This window comes from Aquabacterium sp. (genome assembly GCF_014378415.1).
GTDB lineage: Bacteria > Pseudomonadota > Gammaproteobacteria > Burkholderiales > Burkholderiaceae_C > Aquabacterium.
In genome coordinates, this window is the sequence record NZ_JACMNS010000055.1 from 1 (window position 1) to 21,260 (window position 21,260).

General features: G+C 63.9%; 16 protein-coding genes. 7 read left to right on the forward strand and 9 right to left on the reverse strand.

What is annotated here, in order from left to right:
• The coding region (locus H7225_RS05690) for an NADH-quinone oxidoreductase subunit L (RefSeq protein ID WP_290659832.1) at positions 1 to 3,986 on the reverse strand (3,986 nt) is incomplete at its 3' end.
• A 152-nt stretch (positions 3,987 to 4,138) separates the two neighbouring features.
• On the opposite strand from H7225_RS05690, the gene H7225_RS05695 reads away from it, so the two are divergent.
• Positions 4,139 to 5,038, forward strand: a complete 900-nt coding sequence (locus tag H7225_RS05695) for a LysR substrate-binding domain-containing protein (protein ID WP_290659817.1) — start codon at positions 4,139 to 4,141, stop codon at positions 5,036 to 5,038.
• Here H7225_RS05695 and H7225_RS05700 read toward each other — a convergent pair.
• The 4 genes from H7225_RS05700 to H7225_RS05715 are packed head-to-tail and all read right to left on the reverse strand — an operon-like array spanning position 5,035 to position 9,688.
• Positions 5,035 to 5,847, reverse strand: coding sequence for an ABC transporter permease subunit (locus tag H7225_RS05700; RefSeq protein ID WP_366481293.1), 813 nt, complete (start codon positions 5,845 to 5,847; stop codon positions 5,035 to 5,037). The two genes, H7225_RS05695 and H7225_RS05700, sit on opposite strands and share 4 nt — an antisense overlap.
• A 44-nt stretch (positions 5,848 to 5,891) precedes the next feature.
• The gene (locus H7225_RS05705; RefSeq protein WP_290659819.1) at positions 5,892 to 6,920 is read right to left on the reverse strand and encodes an ABC transporter substrate-binding protein; all 1,029 of its coding nucleotides are present in this window, start codon (positions 6,918 to 6,920) and stop codon (positions 5,892 to 5,894) included.
• On the reverse strand, positions 6,917 to 8,842 hold the full coding sequence (locus tag H7225_RS05710; RefSeq protein ID WP_290659820.1) for an ATP-binding protein: 1,926 nt from the start codon (positions 8,840 to 8,842) through the stop codon (positions 6,917 to 6,919). Before H7225_RS05710 ends, H7225_RS05705 begins: the two co-directional genes overlap by 4 nt.
• Before the next feature lie 42 nt (positions 8,843 to 8,884).
• Entirely contained in the window at positions 8,885 to 9,688 is an 804-nt protein-coding gene (locus H7225_RS05715) for an alpha/beta hydrolase (RefSeq protein WP_290659821.1), read from the reverse strand.
• Between the two features lie 119 nt (positions 9,689 to 9,807).
• Here H7225_RS05715 and H7225_RS05720 point away from each other — a divergent pair, with 119 nt between their 5' ends.
• Complete coding sequence (locus H7225_RS05720; protein ID WP_290659822.1) at positions 9,808 to 10,179, forward strand: response regulator; 372 nt, start codon at positions 9,808 to 9,810, stop codon at positions 10,177 to 10,179.
• Between the two features lie 19 nt (positions 10,180 to 10,198).
• Here the strand turns inward: H7225_RS05720 and H7225_RS05725 are convergent, their stop codons facing one another.
• Positions 10,199 to 11,299 carry a PHB depolymerase family esterase gene (locus H7225_RS05725; protein ID WP_290659823.1) on the reverse strand — a complete coding sequence of 367 codons (1,101 nt, stop codon included), beginning with the start codon at positions 11,297 to 11,299 and terminating at the stop codon, positions 10,199 to 10,201.
• Between the two features lie 26 nt (positions 11,300 to 11,325).
• The gene (locus H7225_RS05730; protein ID WP_290659824.1) at positions 11,326 to 11,745 is read right to left on the reverse strand and encodes a CopG family transcriptional regulator; all 420 of its coding nucleotides are present in this window, start codon (positions 11,743 to 11,745) and stop codon (positions 11,326 to 11,328) included.
• A gap of 219 nt (positions 11,746 to 11,964) precedes the next feature.
• Between H7225_RS05730 and H7225_RS05735 the strand changes: the two genes are divergently transcribed.
• Positions 11,965 to 13,134, forward strand: coding sequence for an AI-2E family transporter (locus tag H7225_RS05735; RefSeq protein ID WP_290659825.1), 1,170 nt, complete (start codon positions 11,965 to 11,967; stop codon positions 13,132 to 13,134).
• Positions 13,135 to 13,164: 30 nt separating this feature from the next.
• On the opposite strand, the gene H7225_RS05740 is transcribed toward H7225_RS05735, so the two are convergent.
• Positions 13,165 to 13,962: a transglutaminase family protein gene (locus H7225_RS05740; RefSeq protein WP_290659826.1), complete on the reverse strand. Its 798-nt coding sequence runs from the start codon at positions 13,960 to 13,962 to the stop codon at positions 13,165 to 13,167.
• A gap of 31 nt (positions 13,963 to 13,993) precedes the next feature.
• Positions 13,994 to 14,905 carry a PHB depolymerase family esterase gene (locus H7225_RS05745; protein WP_366481292.1) on the reverse strand — a complete coding sequence of 304 codons (912 nt, stop codon included), beginning with the start codon at positions 14,903 to 14,905 and terminating at the stop codon, positions 13,994 to 13,996.
• 271 nt (positions 14,906 to 15,176) lie between these two features.
• On the opposite strand from H7225_RS05745, the gene H7225_RS05750 reads away from it, so the two are divergent.
• From H7225_RS05750 to H7225_RS05765, 4 genes are all read left to right on the forward strand, one after another.
• On the forward strand, positions 15,177 to 18,659 hold the full coding sequence (locus tag H7225_RS05750; RefSeq protein ID WP_290659828.1) for a response regulator: 3,483 nt from the start codon (positions 15,177 to 15,179) through the stop codon (positions 18,657 to 18,659).
• Between the two features lie 10 nt (positions 18,660 to 18,669).
• The gene (locus H7225_RS05755; RefSeq protein ID WP_290659829.1) at positions 18,670 to 19,482 is read left to right on the forward strand and encodes a CheR family methyltransferase; all 813 of its coding nucleotides are present in this window, start codon (positions 18,670 to 18,672) and stop codon (positions 19,480 to 19,482) included.
• Between the two features lie 10 nt (positions 19,483 to 19,492).
• Entirely contained in the window at positions 19,493 to 20,104 is a 612-nt protein-coding gene (locus H7225_RS05760; RefSeq protein WP_290659830.1) for a chemotaxis protein CheB, read from the forward strand.
• Positions 20,101 to 21,260: hybrid sensor histidine kinase/response regulator (locus H7225_RS05765; RefSeq protein WP_290659831.1), on the forward strand; the 1,160-nt coding region annotated here is incomplete at its 3' end. The genes H7225_RS05760 and H7225_RS05765, both read left to right, overlap by 4 nt.

A 21,260-nucleotide genomic window follows, 5' to 3' on the forward strand; every position in this document is an offset into this window, starting at 1 on the left:
GACCATGCTCCGTGCTCATAACGCTCGAAGCCCGCTGGCTTGAAGCGCCAGAGGTGGATCCAGCCGTTGTCCAACAGTTGTCTGATGACCGCATGCTTGCCGATCACCGCTTCAATGGCCGCCTGCGGCGCGTCAATGATCACGGTCAGCCGCAAGGGCTCGTGCGCCCAGCGTTCGCCGTCATCCAGCGACTGGCGGGACAGCCCGATTCGCAGATCGCCGCCGTTGCCCTCAAAGACGCCCAGGCTGCCACCCACCACGTTGTGCAGCACCTTGTTGCCGCTGCCCAGTCGCAGCGGATCGCAGGTGGACGCGTGGTACTGCCAGTTGATCCAATGCGTGACCAGCATGGGCGCGGTCATCAGCAGTTCCAGCACGCTTCCGTCGCCATCTTGGTGGGTGTCATAGTCGTGCAGGAAACAGCGTCCGCCCAGCGCAACGCCAAGGCTTCTGTGCCGAGGAGCGATCAGAAAAGCGGCGTTGCCCGCGAGCCCCCATTCCGGTCGTGTCTGCGCGCCGTCGTTGGCACGGCGGCGCAGCTGGCCCAACAGCGCTTCATGCGGCGCACGCGGGTCCAGTTGCAGTCTGGTCGCCCGCTCGCGGCGCACCTGGTCGCAGGCATGGCCAAAAAAAGCTTGCAGACGCTCCCAGCGAGTGAGGGCCTCTTTCGGCAGCAGATCAAGATCAAACCCCTCGATTTCATCGGTGGTGGTGTTGTGCAAAGCTGCCACGAACGCTGTGGATTCCGGGACGGTCAGCCCCCTCGCTTCCAAACCTTGGCGAACCGCTGGTTCGTTGAGCAATGTCGCCAGGCTGCGCGCGTTGACTTCACCGGTCTGGCCACAGCAGGCGCCACAGTCCAGTGCCGCCGCATGGGCGTTGTTGGCGGACTGACTGCCGTGGCCGACGAGGAGCACCAGCGGCGCCAGTTGCTGCTCCAAGCCCATCGCATGCAGCACCCGCGCCGCCAGTGCGACCTTGGCCTCAAGGTCCAGGCCAAGCAGTTGTGGGCGGCAGATGGGGCGGTAACGGGCCGCCAAGCCATCCAGGTCGTCCCTGGCACGCGGTTGCTTGCTTGGAAGCAGCCAATTCCCAAGTTTGCCAAGGTAGCCCAATCCGGCCGTTTCAACGAAGGAGAAGGCGGCGCCGGGCCAGCGGCTGGCTGCCAGCCACTGATCCGCCATGGCAAATCGGGCCTGACGCGAGCGGCTGGCGGCACCTTGCAGTGCCGCATCGGCTTCGTGCCGCGCCGAGTCAGCGCTCACGATGCAGTCGCTCACCTCCATGGTCGGCGCGAGCAAGCCCGGTAACTGAGGCCGCCGGGCTGGCGTTGCCAAGGGGGTGTAAGCCACCGGCAGACCGAAGAAGCCTGCAAACCCCAGGGTCTGAATGCCAGGCCACACGGCTTCCAAGGACCGGCGCAAAGGTTCGCTGCGCACATCGATGCAGAAAACCGCCTGGACTTCGATCTCTGCTGGCGCCACGCCATGGCTGTTTGCCGAGGCCAGGCGCTGTGCCAGCTCACGCTGATAGCCGATCTCCAGCGCCAACTGCCACACCTCGTCGATCAGTAAAGCGCGTTCAGTCTCCTGCAACGCGAGGGGGGCCTGGCTCCAGGCCTGCTGCAGAGCTGCAAACGCTTGCCGGGTCGCTGCATCGTCCTTGCACTCTAAGAGCAAGGCGCCCCAGGCCAGGCGGATCGCCAGTAACTCGCGCAGGTGCGAGTCCTTGCTGCCAGCCAAACCAGCCTCCCAGCCGAGATAAGCACACCATGAGGCCCAGCCATTGACCGTGAGCAGTACCGATTCCAGATAATCTGCCCACACGGCTTGCGGCAGACCCAGGCGCTGCATCACCCAGCACTCTGCTTCAATCGCGGTGGCTGGCAAGGCGTTGACGGCACGGCCGATGTGCGGCAAGCCCATCAGCAAGCCAATGCCGTGGTCGTGTTGCAAGGTCTCTCGCCAGAATGCATACAAGCCCTGGCCGCGCTCAGGCTGCCAGCTGGCCTGATGTTCATCGAAGTAGGCGGCGCAGGTCTGGCTGACCTGGTGCGTGATGGCCTGCCGCCAGGACAGCCTTGAATGGCGGTGGGGATCGTTGTCGAGCACATCGATCAGCAACGGCAATTGCACTTGCAGCCCGCTTGCCTGCAGCGCATCGACGCACTGTTCAGGCGTGAGGCCCACCGTCTGCGCCTCAAGCAGCTGTCGCAGCGCTTGGTCCAGATCAGCGGCACCGATGCGGCCTTCGCGCCAGGCGCGCAGTTGCTGATCTCGCGGTGGAAAGACCTGGATGCCGCCGAGCACAGCCATCCGAGCCGCCACCCGGCGCACCGGCATGCCGATGCGCGACCAGTGCGGATTGACCGCGATGGCGCGGTCCAGCGGCCATGCCGGTGCAATCGCCTGGCAGGCCTGGCTGCAGGCGCGCTCGATCTCGGCATGCCTCGCCTCCAATTCGGCGCCAACGGGGGCCGCGCTTGCATCAGCCCCCCGCGTGGCGGCCGCTTTGGGATCGAGGTATGGGGAAGTTGCGGGCGCCCAATGCGCGGGCCAGAGGAGCAGCGCCAGGCGCGTGTAGACCTCGTCCAGATAAAAACCTGCGTAGCTCCAACGACGCCAGCGCGACAGCAACTGCGGCTGCTTTTGCAGCAGCGCCTGGCAGACGTACAAGGCGCACATGCCCAGCAGCGCGATCACGCCAAGCCGGTGATCGGGGGCATCCTGGAGGCCGAACGGCAGCCCATGCGCGGCCAGTGCGGCAATCGTCAAGCCGACGACCGTCAAGATCCCGAAAAGCAGCTGCGCCGTGCGTGCAGGACCACCGGCTTGCGCGGCAGGCAACCACAGCAGCGGCGCCCAGGCCAGGCCCAGCACCAGGCTCCACCACCATGGCCAGACCGAAAGACCTGCCAGCGTCAGCACCAGAAACACCGCCGATATCGTCAGCACGGGTGCCAGCACCACGCTGGCGGTGGTGGGCGCAGAGGCCCGGTGCAAAGCTTGCAAGCGAGTCTGGCGCACGACTGCCGATGCCGACAGGAAGGCATGCGCTTTGTAGAGCGAATGGCCAATCAGATGCAGCAGGGCCAGGGTGTAGAGCCCGAGCGCGCATTCGAGAAGCATGAAGCCCATCTGCGCGACGGTTGACCAAGCCAGCCGGACCTTGATGCTGGTGCGGGTCAGCATGACCATGCCTGCCAGCACGGCGGTGGTCAGGCCGAGCACCAGCAATAGGGCACGCGCAGCGCTGGCCTGTTCGAGCATCGGGGCGAAGCGGATCAGGACAAAGCCGCCAAGATTGACGACGCCCGCGTGCAGCAGTGCGGACACCGGGGTCGGGGCTTCCATCACCTGGATCAACCAGCCATGCACCGGCAGCAAGGCCGTGCGAAGCGTGACCGCCAACACCAGCAAAACGGCGCTCGCTTGCAGGGGCATGGACATGCCCTGCTGGGCAATGTGCGCCCACAGCGCTGACAGCGAGCCGCTGCCGACCTCCCACCACGCCAGCCCAGCAGCGCTGAGCAGCATCACGTCGGCGAGCCGATCAGCAATGCGCTTCTTGTGCGCTGCCAGCAGGGCGAAGGGGCGATCCGGGTAAAAGCACAACAGCCGTTGCAGCGCCATGCCCACCGCGGCCCAAGCGGCGGTGAGCAGCAGCCAGTGATCGGCCAGCAGGAACACATGGACACCAGCCAGGACAGCGGCCAGTGCGCCGATGTATCGGCGCTGATGGGCTTCCCCCTCCAGATAACGGGCCGAAAACGCCGCGATGACCGTGCCAAGCAGTTGCACCAGCACAGCCAGCACCAGGCCCACGGACGTTGCGCTCACTGCGCCAAGCCAAAGCGCGCCATGGGCTCCTATGGCGAGCGACAGGCCAGCCCAACCGAGCGCGGCAAATGACACGGCCTGAAACACGCGCCACAGGCTCGGTATCGACACCCTGCCCTGCCGCGTCAGCCCTGCCATGGCGGCCATCAAAGCAGCAGGTGCCAGCACAAAGGCGAGATCTAAGACTTCAGGAATAGCCATCGGGTGACCCTCTCACATTCATTGCGAGCGATGGTGCTTGCTTGTGGTTGTTCTGTAAATTACATTGATTCGAATGAATCAATACTCAAAAAAGAACGATGCAACTCAATCAGCTTAACTTTCATCACCTCTTCTATTTTTGGCGGGTGGCCAAGCTGGGGCATCTGACCCGTGCTGCCGAGGAGTTGCACACATCGCAATCAGCGGTTTCGGCGCAGATTCGGCAGCTGGAGGAACGGATGGGCGAGAGCTTGTTCGCCCGTGAAGGCCGCCGACTGATCCTGACTGACACAGGTCAGCTGGTGCTGGCCTATGCCGACAACATCTTCGGCCTTGGTCAGGAAATGCTGGGCCGCTTACAAGGCCGCTCGGCTGGGGTTACCCGCCTGCGGGTGGGCAGCGTGGCCACCATGTCGCGCAATTACCAGGAAAACTGGATTCGGCCTGCCCTCACCGATCCAGCTGTGGTGCTCACGCTGGAATCCGGCTTGTTGGAGGGACTGCTGGCCCGGCTGGTTCAGCATCAGCTGGACGTGGTGCTGGCCAATGAGACGGTGCCTGCGGATCCTGATCGCCCTTTGCACTGCCAGTTTTTGGGTAGTCAGTCGATTTCGCTGGTCGGCCCTGCGAGCAAGTGGGCATCGCAGAGCCTGCGCATTCCAGAAGACCTGGATGGCGTGGACATTGCGTTGCCCGGCCCACGGCATGCCTTGCGTGCCCAATTCGATGCCCTTTGTGCCACGGCGGGCGTGAGTCCCAGATTGCGGGCTGAAGTGGACGACATGGCCATGCTTCGTTTGATTGCCCGCGACAGTGGCTGGCTGGCCGTGCTGCCTGAGGTGGTCGTGCAAGACGAACTGCGGACCGGACTGCTCGTCGTCGTGGGGCATTCGACCGCGCTGCAAGAGCGCTTCTACGCCATCACCACACCACGGCGGCATCGCATCGAAGTGCTTGAGCAGTTGCTGACTGGCACGCCTGAACAGGGCATTTCTTAAGGTGCTTTCTGGCCAGCCGCTTGCAGGCACCGGTCCAGGATGATGGCCAGGACCACGATGACCAGCCCACCGACCAGGCCGGTGCCGGGGTCGTTGCGTTGCAGGCCCATCAGCACGGTCTCGCCCACGCCGCGCGCGCCAATCATCGAGGCCACGACCACCATGGCCAGGGACATCATCGCGGTCTGGTTGAGGCCTTGCAGGATGGACGGCAAGGCCATGGGCAGCTGAATGCGTTTCAAGATCTGCCAACGCGTGGCCCCCAACGAGCGGCCAGCCTCGACCGCGTCGAGGGGCACTTGGCGCAGCCCCAGGTCGGTCAGGCGCACCAGTGGCGGCGTGGCATAAATCACCGTGGCCAGGATGGCCGGCACCTTGCCCAAGCCAAACAACATCGCGGCCGGGATCAGGTAGACAAAACTGGGGATGGTCTGCATCAGGTCCAGCAGCGGCGTGATGACCAACCGAAGTGTTTTGGACCTGGCGCACAGCAAGCCCACGGGCAAGCCCAGCATCAGCGACAGCAGCACGGCGACCATGACCAAGGCGAGCGACTGCATGGCCTGGTCCCATTGGCCCAGCGCCCCGATGAACCACAGGCCGGCGCCCACCGACACGGCAAAGCTCCAGCGCCGGCTGAGCCACCAACCCAATGCCGTCATGCCAAGCAACATGGCCCAGGCTGGTGCGCTACGCAACGCTTGCTCCAGGGGCACCAGCAGCGTCAGCAGGGCGTGAGAGACGGCCTCGAACTGTTCGCCATGCTGCGTCACCCAGTGGTCAACGATGGCATTGGTGCTCTCCCGCAGGGGCGTGCCCCAGTCTGGAAAGCCTGGCGTGAAGAGCTTGATGTTCACAAGGCGGCCTTGACGCGGGCGGCGACCACCGGGGACACCCACTGAGCCCAGACCTCTTCGTGGGCCTTCAAGAATTGTTGGGCGGCCTGATCGGGCGTGCCTTGGCTGGTTTGCATGCCGGCCAGTGCTTGCGACACCAAGGGGCTGGACGTGCGGTAGCGTTGTAGAAAAGCGTACAGCTGAGGGGCCCGGTCGGCAAAGGCCTTGTTGACGCCGACCACCACCTGCACTACCGGGTAGGCCGTGGCCGCCTTGACCGCGCGGGGATCCTTGGCTTGGTCCAGGGCCTGCCATTGGGTGGCATCAAAGGGCGGTTCTTGCAGCATCACCAGATCCTGACCCAACTGGCCCATCAGCCAGGACGGAGCCCAGTAGTAAAACAGGATCGGGCGTTGGCGCTTGATGCTGGCCGTGATGGCCGCGTCCAGGGCGGCGCCGGTGCCTGGGCGGAAATTGGTGTAGCTCCGGTCCAAGCCATAGGCGGCCAGCTTCTTGGTGTTGAACCACTCGCATTGCCAGCCGGATGGGCAGTTGTAGAAGCGGCCCTTGCCGGGCTCTTCCGGATCCTGGAAGAGGGCTTTGAAACGGGGCAGGTCGGTGACCGACTTGAGACCAGGCGCCAGCGCCCCCGGGCCTTCGACCAGGTAGCGTGGCACGTACCAGCCTTGCCTGGCGTCGGCGAAGTTCACGCCCGCCTCCAGCACCTTGCCCGAGGCCATCGCGGCAGTCCAGGTGGGCGGAGCGTTGTTCTTCCAGACCTCCATCACCACGTGCAACTCGCCCCGCACCACGCCATTGAGCAAGGCCACGGTGCTGCCCGGCACGGTGTCAACGGCGCAGCCATAGCCATCGCGGATGATGCGTTGCGCCACGGCGGTGTGAAAGGCGTTCGATGCCCAGTCCAGGCCCGCGAAGACGACGGGTTTGGACACCTCGCAACTTGGCGCCGTCTTGGCGTTCGCAAGGTGAAAGCAAGGAGCCAACAACAGGCCAGTGACGACCCGGGCCCAGGTTTGCCAGTTCATGGTATGTCCCTCAAGATCGACATCAGGTCTTGCGGGTCCACGGGTTTGGTCAAGTGGCGGTCAAAGCCAGCCTCGTTGGCCGATTGCTTGTCCTGCGCCTGGCCCCAGCCTGTCACGGCCACGAGCAGCATGTTGGCACCCCATGGTTGTTGCCTGATCAGCTTGGCCACCTCGTAGCCATTGAGCTTGGGCAGCCCGATGTCCAGCAAGATCAACTCGGGCAAGAACTCGCCAGCCAGGTGCAATGCCGTCATGCCATCCCCGGCGCTGCGAACCTGGTGGCCTTGCAGGCTCAGGAGCATCTCCAGGCTTTCAACGGCGTCTTCGTTGTCATCCACGACCAGGATGCGCCTGCTTTGGCTGGGGTCGGTGGTCGCGTCAGCCTTGGTCGACATCGGGCGAGTGCCGTGCGCGATGGGCAGCTTCACCACGAACTCGCTGCCCTGGCCTGGCCCATCGCTGTGGGCGGACACAGAGCCGCCATGCAGTTCGACCAGTCCACGCACCAGGGCCAGGCCAATGCCCAGGCCACCTTGTGAGCGCTCAAGCGCGGGCGTCAGTTGCGAGAACATCTCGAAGATGGTGGACAGGTGATCGCGGGGAATGCCCAGGCCTGAATCCTGCACCGTCACGGTTGCGTGCTCGCCCACTTGCCGAATGCCCAGCCAGATCCTGCCGCCGGGCGGCGTGTACTTGGTGGCGTTGTTGAGCAGGTTCAGGATGATTTGGGTGAGCCGCGTTGGATCCGCGTCCAGCACGATGGGTTGCTCGGGCAGCTCCACCGTCAACTTGTGCGACGCGGCCTGCACCAGGGGCGCCGCTGCCTCAAGTGCGCCTTGCACGGCATGAGCCAGTTCGACGCGTTGCAGCCGCAGTTCCAGCTTGCCTTGGGTGATGCGTGAGACTTCAAGCAAGTCATCCACCAGGTGCGTCAGGTGCTGCAACTGGCGTTCCAGCACTTCCCGCGTCCAGCGTAGCTGGGGGGCGTCCAGGGTTTTGAGCTTGAGCAGCTCGACCACGTTTCGCATCGGGGCCAATGGGTTGCGCAGCTCGTGGGCCAGGGTGGCCAGGAACTCGTCCTTGCGCCGGTCGGCCTGCGCCAGGCGCTCGCTGATTTCTTGCCACTGGTCTTCAGCGTGCTTGCGGTCGGTGATGTCGATGCCCAGGCCATAAAGGGTCACCGGGGCGCCCTGCGAGTCATAGACCGCGCGGCCCCGGCCTTCCATCCAGCGCCATTGTCCGCCGGCATGCCGAAAACGGAACTCGACGCTGTAGTCGGTGGCCAGCGTGACGGCTTGTTCCACGGCCTCGCTGACTTTCGGGAGGTCTTCATGGTGGACGAAGTCGAAGAAGTCGGCGTTGGGGTCTGCCAAGCTGCCAGCTGGCAGGCCCATGAGCGCTTCGAGCTGGCTGCTCCACCAGACCTGGTTGGTGACCAGGTTGCGTGACCATGCGCCCATCTGGCCGACGCGCATGGCCAAGCCCAGCACGTCGGCGGTTTCTTGAAGCGCTTTCTGTGCATTGTGTTGAGCAGCCAGGGCCGCCTCGGCGTTCTTGCGCGCCTGGACCAGTTCGTTCTCATACTTGTGGCGATCGCGGACCACGATGACCGCCAGTTCGTGGTAGGTGGTGTCGCCATGTTGCCGCCGGATGGCATTGAGCAGCATCGGCACATGGCTGCCATCGCGGTGCACCATGTCCAGCTTGACTTCGGCCACCGAGCCCTGGATCTGAAGCAAGGGCGACCAGTGGGTCTGGTGGAATAACTTGCCGCCCATGGTGAGCAGTTCCTGCACGCGGCGATGGCCGATCAGGTCCCCCGCGTTTTGACCGATCCACTGACAAAACGTGGCATTGGCGCGAAGAATGGTCCCATCCGCGCTGGTCAACAGCAAGCCAGACGCTGCGTGCTCAAAAAGCATCTCCGCGGTGGGAAGCGGCGGATTCGCACTGGAGGTCATGGCCTAGACATCCAGTTGCCGGAGAAAGTTGTTCATGGCATCCGCACTGGCACTGGGAGCACTCAGGTGAGGGCAGTGCCCCACATTTTCGATGACGCACAGCCTGCTGTTGGGCATGGCTCGGTGCATGTATTCGCCCACGGACTGAGGCGCGATGAGGTCCTCACTGCACTGCAGGATCAGCGAGGGGGTGGTGACTTGGCTCAGCTCGGCCCGGTGGTCAGACAGGAAGGTGACGCGCGCGAAATGCTTGGCGATCTCGGGGTCGGTGCGGCAAAAGCTGTTGGCCAATTCAAGGCTCAGTTCAGGTTGCTCGGGCGACCCCATGATGGCCGGTGCCATGGTGCTGGACCACCCCAAGTAGTTGCGCTCCAGTGTGCTCAGCAGGTCGTCGATGTCGGATCGGGTGAAGCCCCCGATGTAGTCGCCATCGTTGATGTAGCAAGGCGAGGGCCCGACCATGAAGTGCGCCGCGAATCGCTCGGGGGCGGCGATGGCCGCGAGCATGCCGATGCAGGCGCTGACCGAATGCCCGACGAAGACAACGGGCCCGTCGGCGAACTCGTCGATGATCTCGATCAGGTCGGTGGCGTACCCATGCAAGGTGCCGTACTTGACCATGTCATAGGCGGACAGGTCGGAGTTGCCGCTGCCGACCAGATCGAACAGGATTGTTTTGAAGCGGCTTTGAAAGGCTGGAGCCATGAGCCGCCACATGTGTTGGTCGCAGCCAAAGCCGTGCGCGAACACCATGGTTGCCTTGCCATGCCCCCCAGTTTTCACATTGTTGCGTGCCTGAATTTTCATATGCCCTCCAAAAATACCGATGCCACGAGCCATTCTTTCACAGTGGGTCTGCGGTTTGCCATGGTCAGGACCATGGTCGTTGGTTCACCAACCAGTGGCTTTTCAATCAGGAGCAACTTATGAACCAGGCGGCAGGCATCGGCAAGATTTTAGTGGTGGATGACTGGCGGGACGCGGCCGAGAGCCTGGCCATGCTGTTGAACTCGGCGGGCTATGAGACGGCCACAGCCTACAACGGCGCCCAGGCCGTGGAGTTGGCCAAGATCTTTCAACCGGACACGGTGATCCTCGACATCAACATGCCCGTGATGGATGGGCACCAGGCAGCACGCGAATTGCGGCAGACTTTGCCGGATCGGCATTTGGTCCTGGTGGCCTTGACTGCTTTGGATCAGGGCACACGGCCTGACAGCTTGTCCGATTTCGACCTGTACCTTCAAAAGCCGTGTGACACGGCTTTGTTGCTGAGCTTGATGAGCCATCTGCACTGATGACAGACCACTTTGAACCTCAGTGCTTGGCGGGACAGGCGTGCCGCTTAAAGAAGCGCAGCATTTCCTGGGTGGCATCCGGGCCCCTTGCATCGGTGTAAGACCCCTGCGTGCGGCCCCCCGACCACGCATGTGCCGACCCATGGACCACCCACTGTTCCGCCACCACCCGGCCCTCGCCATCGCGGTGTTGTCGGCGGGTGTAGGCATGGCCATTGGCGGAACGGGCCTGTTCCTGATCCATCACCGTTCCATCGGGCAGGTCCGCCATCAGGAGGTCACCATTGACCGGGTGCACGGTGGTGTCGCGATCCCCATGGAAGACGATGGTCGGGGCGGACGCTGCCCGCTTGGAGGCAGGCCGTGGCGCCCCATTCTTCATGGCCATCAAGGCGCTGCTGACATCGCGGGCCGAGCCCACCGGCAGGCCCGAGTGCACGCCCACCGCCATGAACAGGTCCGGGTAGGCCTCGCCCAGGATGGCGGCCATGGCCCCGCCCGCTGACAAGCCCGCCACGTAGACCTGGCCCGGGTCGATGCCGTATTGCTTCATCACGACGCGGGTCATGTTGGCGATCATGGCGGGCTCGCCGCGGTCGCGTTGCTGATGGTTGTGCTTGAACCAGTTCCAGCAACGCTGGGCATTGGCCTGCTGCGATTGAGCGGGGTAGAGCACGAAAAAGCCCTCGGCCAGCGCGGCCTCATTCATGCCCGTGCCGGCGGCGAAGTCGTCGGGGTTCTGGGTGCAACCGTGCAGCATCACCACCAGGGGCAGGGGCTGCCCGGTGTAACCGGGCGGCACGTACAGCTTGTAGTCGAGCGTGCCAATGGCATCGCGGTGCGTGGCACTCAGAAACCGGCCGGCTGGGTCCTGGGGCCTGTCCTTGGACATGGGCTGGGGCTGGGGCTGGGGCTGGGGCTGGGTTTCACTCGGTTGAATCACCTCGCGGGCCACCACATCGATCACATCGAGGTCTGGCCGCACGGGAGCCTCGGTGTAGGGCCGTGGCATGCCAGACCGGGCCAGCGCATCCTGGATCGCCGCCGTGGCCGTCCCGAGGTCGCCCGCCAGGGTCAGGCGCGAGGCCTGGCCCATGAGTTGTTTGAAGAGAGGATTCATGTGTGAGGTGTCCGGTTGGGCGAGGTTCAGCGCAGGCGGTCGGCCAGCACGGCTTTGACGGCTGCGCTGGCATGCAGGGCACCCATCACCGTCAACGAGTCGATGGTGTCCAGGGCCAGTTCAGGGCTGACGTCCGGGGCGATGGTGGCCAGGCCCAGCACGCGGATTTGCAATGTCTGGCCGGCGGCCTGCACGCCGCGCAGGTCGTCGGCGCTGAAGTGCTGGATGCCCAACACCAGCATTTTTCGAGCCACGACTTGCCGCACCACGTCGGCATGCGCGGACAACTGGTTGCGGATGGCGGTGCGGATCAGGTCGGTGCGATTGGCATAAAAACCCTCCTGTACCAGGAGGTCGATCTGGCCCAGGTCCACGACACCGATGTTGATGGTGATCTTTTCATCGAGCGGTTTGCTGGGGGCGGAATGGGCGGCGGGTGCTGGCATGAAACCATCCTATCACCATCCAAGTGGATGGTTAAAGCGAATTCTGCGGTAGGGCAAAGCTGACACCGTGTCGCGGTGAACGCTGCTTGATGTCAGGCCGAATGACCGGCCCAATCGGGGGATAATCACCTGCGTTCTAAGAGGTTCAAACCATGCCCCACACCCTGTTCCATGGATAAGCGGGCCTCGAGCCTTGATGGCGACGACCTGCAGCCGCCGATGCTCCCGAAGTCCGAGCCCGAGCGGGTGCTGCTGCACATGCCGGTGGCCGTGCGCAGCGCATCGCTGGCCGTTATCGCCGCTTTGCTGGGCTTGTTTGCCCTGCATTGGGCCCGTGCGGTGTTTGTTCCCTTGTTGTTGTCCATCATGTTCACCTACGCGTTGACGCCGTTGGTGGATGCCCTGTGCCGCTGGCGCCTGCCCCGGTCGGTGAGCGCCGCCGTGCTGATGCTGGCCCTGGTGTCGGCCATTGGCGCCGGGGCCTACACCTTGCAAGACGACGTCGATAACATGATCCAGTCGATGCCCGAGGCGGCGCGCACCTTGCGCAAAGCCATTCGCGGCACGCACGCGCAGGCCGACAGCAACATGGACAAGGTGCAAAAGGCCGCGAACCAGTTGCAATTGGCGGCCGAACAGTTGAGCCAGGTGAACTCCTCTGGTGGCGCCGGCATCACCCGAGTGCGGGTCGAGAAACCCGCGTTCAACATCAACGATTACGTGGTGGTGGGCACCTTGGGCATCGTGGAGATGATCGGCCAGTTCACGGCGGTGTGCTTCATCACTTACTTCATGCTGGCCTCGGGCGACATCTTCCGGCGCAAGCTGGCGCACATCGCCGGGCCCAACTTCGCCAAGCGCAAGATCACGGTGCAGGCCCTGAACGAGATCACGCAGCAGGTGCGGCGCTACCTGGTGGTGCAGATCGTCACCAGCATCGGCGTGGGCATCGCCACCAGCCTGGCCTTCTGGGCGATTGGCTTGAAGCACGTGGCCGTGTGGGGCATCGCGGCGGCGGTGCTCAACCTGATCCCCTACCTGGGCTCGATCGCGGTCTGCGTGCTGTCGGCCATCGTGGCGCTGACGCAGTTCGGCTCGATCGACAAGGCCGTGCTGGTGGCCAGTGTGTCGGTGCTCTTGCACATCATCTCGGGCTACATGATCACGCCCTGGCTCACCAGCCGAACCAGCCGCTTGAACACGGTGGTGGTGTTCGTGGGCATGCTGGCCTGGGGCTGGTTGTGGGGTGTGTGGGGCCTGTTGCTAGGCACGCCTATCCTGATGGCCATCAAGGCCGTGTGTGATAGGGTGGACGAGCTCAAGGCGGTGGGCGAGTTGATGGGCGGCGTCGAGGCCTCAAAGGACAACGCCGCCATCAACGTGCCTTGATCGCCTGAACCCGGGCAGGCCTTGGTTCAGTCAGCCCCGCTCGACTTCCGGCAGGATGGCCAGGGTCTGGGCAGGGCCAAAGATGGTGGCAAACGCCACGTCTTTGGCATCACGGCCGGTGGCGATCAACACCAGGTCGCGCGGGTCCGACATGCGGGTCGGGTCGAACAGCTCCCAGCGTCCGCCCACGTAGGCTTCGAACATGGCGTGAAAGTCGGGCGGTGGGGTGTCGAACATGGCGTATCCCACGGCCAGCCGCGCCGGGATGTTCAGCGCGCGGCACAGGGTCACGCCCAGGTGGGCAAAGTCGCGGCACACGCCCGCGTGGCGCAGGAACACATCGCAGGCCGTGGTGGTGCTGTCGCTGGAGCCGGTGCGGTACTCGATGTTGTGGTGGATCCATTCGCAGATGGCTTCCACGCGTGAGCAGCCCGGTGGCACGCCGCCAAACAACTTGACCGCGGCCGAGGCCAGCAGGTCGGATTCGCAGTACCGAGTGGGCATCAGGTTGTGCAGCACGTTGTCGGGCAACTCGGCGATTGGCAGCTCGGGGGCTTTGCGCTTGCGGTACGGTCTGGCAACCTGCACTTTGGCCTTGTAGCGCAGGGTCAGCGTGCCGACCTTGGCTTGCACGCGCAAGAAGCGCTGGCCGGCCTGCGGATCCTCGTAGACTCGGTAGTGCGCACTGGGTGTGATCTTGAGTGATTCGGACAGGATGTGTTGATCCTGGCCTTCAAGCGCGTGGATCTGGAAAACAAAGTCGGTGGTCTGGGACAATTTGTACGACAGTTTGCAGTCGATGTTGAACGGGCGTGGTGTGGTGCTCATGGTGGCCAGGGTGTGAAAAGGTGTTGTGGTGTCATGGTTTGGCGAGCTTGAACTGCTTGGCCGCGAACGACCAGATCATGCGAGAGGCGTCGGGGCCCTTTGGGTCGCTGTAGGCCTGCCGGGCTTGGCCACCGCTCCAGGCGTGCGCCAAGCCGTCGATGGCGCACAGGGTGGCCACCGTCCTGCCGCCCCGCACCTTGAAGTCGGTCACCGTCATGGGGTAGCGTTGGCCCCGGCTGACCTGCCGACTTTTCTCGGCATGCGGGCCGGCCGCTTCAGCCCACAGCTTGGCCGCCGCGGCGCCATTGCTGGGGGCCACGATGGTGTCCTGGTTGCCGTGGATGACCAGCAGCGCGGGCCAGGCCGTGGTGGTGGACAAGGCTTGCTTGGCGCCCCGGCCCCGCATGGCGGCCAGCGCCGACACCGTTGATTCGGCGGCGCCTGGCGGCACGCCTGAGTGCATGGTCACGGCCTTGAAATGATCGGGGTAGCGCGTCACCATCAAGGCGGCCATGCTGGCCCCGGCCGACATGCCGGCGATGGCGATGCGCTCGGGGTCCACCGGGTACAGCAGGCTGGCTTGCTGCACAGCCGCCATCAGGATGGCCGCTTCACCATAGGCCACTTTGGTGCGCGTGCCGTACCAATTCCAGCAGCCCTGGGGGTTGGCGCGGCGGTCCTGCTCGGGGTAGAGCACCAGGAAGCGTTCGCGCGCGGCCAGCCGGTTCATCCGCGTGCTGAGCGCGAAGGATTGGGCGTCCTGCCCGCAGCCGTGCAGCATCACCAGCAGGGGCAGGCGTTCGTGCAACTGAACGCCCGGTGGCTTGAACAGGTGGTAGCGGCGCGCGCCCAGGGGGGCCATGGCCACACCGGCCACCCAGTCGCCCTGGCTGGCGATGACGCTGGCCTTTTTGGCCTTGGGCGCACGCAGAGATTGCTTCAAGGCCCGGCTTCCGGCCTTGATCGTGCTTCGGGCAAGCGCACTCACCGTGCGCTGGAAGGACCGAGTCCAGAGGGATTTTTTGGAGCGCCTTGCCATGATCTGACCTGTTGACTTCAAAGGCCAGTCTCTGGCCAGGAAACGCCCCAGGACACCGGACACCGGCCCCGGATCTTGTAGGACATTGCCGCTTAATGCGGTCTGGGCGTCATGAACGGGCTTCAATGCCCGACAATTTCAAAGTCGTAGTCTTGAATTTCACGCGGATAGCCAAATGCCCGAACAGCCCTCCCCAGAGACAGTGCATTTCCAAAGCGTCCTGACGCGGCACCTGGCTTTGCCATTGGCCGTGGGGGCGGTCAGCGCCATGGTGTTCATCGGGCTGATCTTTTTCCTGCTGTCCCAGATCAGCTGGGTAGAGCGCACGCAGCGGGTCATCGGCAAGGCCAATGAGTTGAAAACCCTGATCGTGGACCAGCAAACGGGGACACGCGGCTACCTGATCACGGGCGAGGACAAGTACCTGGCGCCTTACAACTTGGCCAAGCCAAAATTGGCCTCGGAGTTGCTGGGCTTGAAAGCGCTGGTTCAAGACAATCAGGCTCAGCTGGACCGGCTCAACCGCATCGAATCGCTGCAAAAGCAATGGGACCAGTTCGCCCAGCGCCTCATTGAGCTGAGGCGCACCCAGGGCGACTACCTCAGCATCATCCGGGCCGAAACCGGCAAGCATTTGTTCGATGAGATCCGCCAGGAAGCGCGCGTTTTCATCGAGATGGAAGACCAGCTTCTGCAGGAGCGCAATGAGTCGGCCCGCGACACCACGTTCTGGGTGATCGTGTCGTACGTGAGCCTGGTGCTGATCCTGAGCGGGCTCATCGCCCTGAGCGGGCGGCGCCAGATCATGACCCTGGCGGAAAGCTACGGCGATGCGCTGAGCCAACATGTGCTCAGCACCCAGGCCTTGCAAGAGAAAGCCTGGTTTCGCATTGGCCAGACCCAGTTGGCCGAGCGCCTGCTGGGCCAGTTGACCTTGCCCGTGCTGAGCCGCAATGTGCTGGAGTTCATGGCCAGCTACCTGGGGGTGGCCGTGGCCGCTTTGTACGTGCGCAACCACGCCGGCAAGTTGCAGCGGGTGGGCGCGTATGGGTTTGACAAGCACCATGAGCAGGCCGAGCAAAGCATTGACCTGGACCATGGACTGGTGGGGCAAGCGGCCATGGATGGGCAGCTCAAGCATGTGCCGCAGGTGCCCGGCCGCCACTTCAAGGTCACCACGGGCCTGAGCACGGGCGCGCCCACTGACGTGGTCTTGCTGCCCATCAACAACGATGGCCAGGTCAACGGGGTGGTTGAGCTGGGCTTCATGCGGCCCGTGGTCGAGCGTGACCTGGAGCTGATGCGCATCCTGGCCTCCAATGTGGGTGCGTCGGTCGAAGCGGCGCAATATCGCCAGCGCCTGCAGGACGCGCTGGAAGAAACGCACCAGCTTAATGAAGAGCTGCAGACCCAGCAGGAAGAGCTGCGCACCGCCAATGAACAGCTGGAAGAGCAGTCCCGCGTGCTGATTGACTCCCAGGCCAACCTGGAGCACCAGCAAGCAGAGCTGGAGCAGATCAATGTGCAGTTGACCGAGCAGGCCTTGATCGTCGACAAGAAGAATGAAGCCCTCAAGCAGGCGCAGGAAGAGCTGGAGAACCGTGCCGATGAGTTGCAGCGCGCCAGCCGCTACAAGTCCGAGTTCCTGGCCAACATGTCGCACGAACTGCGCACGCCGCTGAACAGCTCGCTGATCCTGGCCAAGCTGCTGTGGGACAACAAGGCCGGCAACCTCAACGACGAGCAAATCAAGTTCGCCAAGACCATTTATGGCGCGGGCAACGACCTGCTCATCCTGATCAACGACATCCTGGACATCTCCAAGGTGGAGGCCGGCAAGCTGGAGTTGGCGCCGCAGGTGGTGTCGGTGAACAGTCTGGTCGAATCACTTCGCATGACCTTCAGCCCGCTGGCCGGCGAGAAGCACCTGGCCCTTGACATTCACGTGGCTGCCGATGCGCCGGTGTCGATCTTCACCGACCGCCGGCGCGTGGAGCAGATCCTGAAAAACCTGCTGTCCAACGCCATCAAGTTCACGGAACAGGGCAAGATTTCCATGACGGTGCAGGGCCGCGCCGATGGGCGCCTGGCCTTCGCCGTGTCGGACTCGGGCATCGGCATCGCGCCTGAGCAGCACGAGGTCATCTTCGAGCCCTTCCGCCAGGCCGATGGCACCATCAACCGCCAGTACGGCGGCACGGGCTTGGGCTTGTCGATCTCGCGCGAGCTGGCGGGTTTGTTGGGCGGCGCCATCTTTGTGGACAGCGAGCCGGGACGAGGCAGCACCTTCACCCTTGACCTGCCCCAGCAGTGGGTGGGCAGCGCGGAGGAGCGGCCCGTGGCCCCCGCCCCGCGACCCGGCGCCACCACGGCGTTTTCTGCACCGACCGCGCCAGCGCCAGTCAAGCCCACGCCGCCACCGTCCGATGCCATCCCGGCTTTTGCCGACGACCGCCAGGCCATCGCTGCTGGCGCGCGCCTGGTGCTGGTCATCGAGGACGATCCCCAGTTCGCCGCCATTCTGTTCGACCTGGCCCACGAGATGAACTACCAGTGCCTGGTCGCGCATGGCGCGGCCGAAGGCTTCCAGTTGGCCCGGCAGCACCTGCCCCACGCCATCTTGCTGGACATCCGCCTGCCCGACGATTCCGGCCTGACGGTGCTGCAGCAGCTCAAGGATCACGCGCAGACGCGGCACATCCCCGTGCACATCGTGGCCGCCGAAGACGTCAGCGAAGTGGCCCTGCACATGGGCGCCATCGGCTTTGCCATCAAGCCCACCACGCGGGAAGCCCTCAGGGAGGTCTTCAACAAGCTGGAAGAAAAAGGTGCCAAGAAGGTCAAGCGCGTGCTGGTGGTGGAAGACGATGCGCGCCAGCGCGACAGCATCGTGCACCTGATTGGCGACGATGACATCGAGATCGCGGCGGTCGAGCGTGGTGAGCAGGCTTTGGCGCTGTTGCGCAACACGGTGTTCGACTGCATGGTCATCGACCTGAAACTGCCCGACATGGATGGCAGCGAGCTGCTGGAGCGCATGACCCGCGAGGACATCTGCTCCTTCCCGCCCGTCATCGTCTACACCGGCCGCAACCTGACCCGCCAGGAAGAGACCGAGCTGAACAGGTACTCGCGCTCCATCATCATCAAGGGCGCGCGTTCGCCCGAGCGCCTGCTGGACGAGGTGACGCTGTTCCTGCACACGGTGGAATCGCACTTGTCGGCCGAACGCCAGACCATGCTGAAAACCGCGCGCAACCGCGACAAGGTGCTGGAGGGCCGCAAGGTGCTGCTGGTCGATGACGACGTGCGCAACATCTTTGCCCTGACCAGCGCGCTGGAGCAGCGCGGCCTGCTGGTCGAGGTGGGCCGCAATGGCTTCGAGGCCCTGGCCAAGCTGGAGCAGGTGGACGACATCGACCTGGTGCTGATGGACATCATGATGCCCGGCATGGATGGCCTGGAGGCCACGCGCCGCTTGCGCGCCAACCCCGCTTTCGCCAAGCTGCCCGTCATCGCCATCACGGCCAAGGCCATGAAGGACGACCAGGAGCAATGCCGCCGCGCCGGCATCAACGACTACCTGGCCAAGCCAGTGGAGCTGGAGCGCCTGTTCTCGCTGTTGCGCGTTTGGATGCCCGCGATGGAAAGGCTCTGAGGACCGAGCCATGCCGCACGTCGACCTTGAATTGCATTTGCTGATGGAGGCGATCTACGCCAAGTACAGCCACGACTTCCGCGATTACTCGGGCTCGTCGCAAAAGCGGCGCGTGCTGTACGCCTTGCAACAGCTGGGGTGCGACACCATCTCCACCTTGCAATCCAAGGTGCTGCACGACCCCACGGCCTTCCAGAAGCTGTTGGACATCCTGACCATCCCGTTCAGCGAGATGTTCCGCGACCCCAACTACTTCCTGGCGCTGCGCCAGCACGTCATGCCGGTGTTGCGCACCTACCCTTCGCTGAAGGTGTGGATCGCAGGGTGCAGCACCGGCGAAGAGGTTTACTCCATGGCCATTCTGTTGCGTGAAGAAGGCTTGCTGGAGCGCACCATGGTGTATGCCACCGACATCAACCCGGCCTCACTCGACAAGGCGCGCCAGGGCATTTTCTCATTGGCCGGCGTCCAGGCCTTCACCGCCAACTACCAAGCGTCCGGCGGCACGGCCGCGTTCTCTGACTACTACACTGCCGCCTACAACGCCGTGAAGTTCGACCGCACCCTGATTGACAACATCACCTTCGCCGACCACAGTCTGGCCACCGACCATGTGTTCTCGGAGATGCACCTGGTGTGTTGCCGCAATGTGCTGATTTACTTCAAGCGTAACTTGCAGGACCGCGCCTTGGGCCTGTTCCACGAGTCCTTGTGCCACCGGGGCTTCCTGGGCCTGGGCTCCAAGGAAAGCCTGGATTTCTCTTCGTTCGCCGACCGGTTTGACCCCGTGGTCAAGTCCGAACGCCTGTTCCGCAAACGTTGACGAGGTGCCCATGACCCCGCACACGAGCACGTCGCTTGAACTCGAAGCAAGCACCATCCAGGCCGTGGTCATTGGTGCGTCCGCCGGCGGTGTCGATGCCTTGATGAAGGTGCTGGTGGGTTTGCCGGCCTCGTTCGCCTTGCCTGTTATTGTGGTGCTGCACCTGCCGGAAGATCAGCCCAGCCGCCTGCCTGACATCCTGGCCTATCGCCTGGACGTTCGCGTGCGCGAGGCCCTGGACAAGCAACCCATCGAGCCCGGCACGGTCTATTTGGCGCCCAGTGGCTATCACCTGTCGGTGGAGGCGGACCACAGCCTGTCGCTCAGCGGCGAAGACCCGGTCAACTACTCGCGCCCCTCCATCGACGTGATGATGGTCTCGGCGGCTGGTGCCTATGGGCCGGGCCTGGTCGGGATCTTGCTGACCGGTGCCAACCACGATGGCGCACAAGGCATGGCCCGCATCAAGGCGCGTGGCGGCTGGACCGTGGTGCAGAACCCCGAGCAGGCACAGTCCGACACCATGCCCCTGGCGGCCATCCGACTGCAGGCGCCCGACCTGATCCTGTCGCTGGGCGACATCCACGCATTGCTGCTCAAACTGGGACGAGAAATATCATGACCGACGACCGCACCAAGCTGTTGATCGTGGACGACTTGCCGGAAAACCTGCTGGCGCTGAAGTCCCTGATCCAGCACGATGATCACCTGGTTTTCCAAGCCTCGTCGGGCGAAGAGGCCTTGGGGCTGTTGCTGGAGCACGAGTTCGCGCTGGCGATCCTCGACGTGCAGATGCCGGGCATGACGGGTTTTGAGCTGGCCGAGCTGATGCGGGGCACCGAGAAAACGTGCCACATCCCGATCGTGTTCGTGACCGCCGCCAACCGAGACCGCAGCCACGCCTTCAAAGGTTATGAGAGTGGCGCCGTGGATTTTCTGTACAAGCCGCTGGACAGCTGCGCCGTCAAGAGCAAGGTCAGCGTGTTCGTCGATCTGCACCGCCAGCGCCAGCAAACGCAGCGGCAAGTGGTGGCGCTTGAAGAAAGCCGCCGCCAGCAGCAAGCGCTGTTGACCGAGCTGCAGGCCACCAAGGCGGCGTTGCAGAGTGCCCTGCAGATGCGCGACGACTTCATGTCATTGGTGGCGCATGAGTTGCGCACGCCCTTGAGCGCGCTGTCGATCGACATCCAGGTGCGCCAGAAGCACCTGGAAAAAGGCAACGCGGATTTCTTTGGCCCTCAGCAGTTGTCGGGCATGTTCGCCAAGTACCGGCGCCAATCGCAAAGCATGACGCGCCTGATCGAGGACATGCTGGACGTCTCGCGCATCCGCAATGGCAAGCTGTCGATCCGGCCCTCGACCACGGACTTGTCGCGTTTGCTGGAGCGCCTGGTCGGCGACTTCCCCCCGCATGACAGTGACAGCGTCATCGGCCTGAACATCCAGCCGGGTGTCATCGGGCATTGGGATGAGTTCCGCGTCGAGCAGGTGGTCATCAACCTGTTGAGCAATGCCTTGCGCTATGGCGCGGGCAAGCCGGTAGAGGTGACGCTCACGGCGTCGTCCGGCGTGGCGCGCATTGAGGTGCGCGACTGGGGCATCGGCATCGCGCCGGATGCGCAGCGGCGCATCTTCGAGCAGTTTGTGCGCGTGGCCGAACCAGCTTCGCACACCGGGCTGGGCCTGGGGCTTTACATCACCCAGCAACTGGTGGAGGCGCACCAGGGCAGCATCATCGTGGACAGTCAGTTGGGCGAAGGCTCGGTGTTCACGGTCAC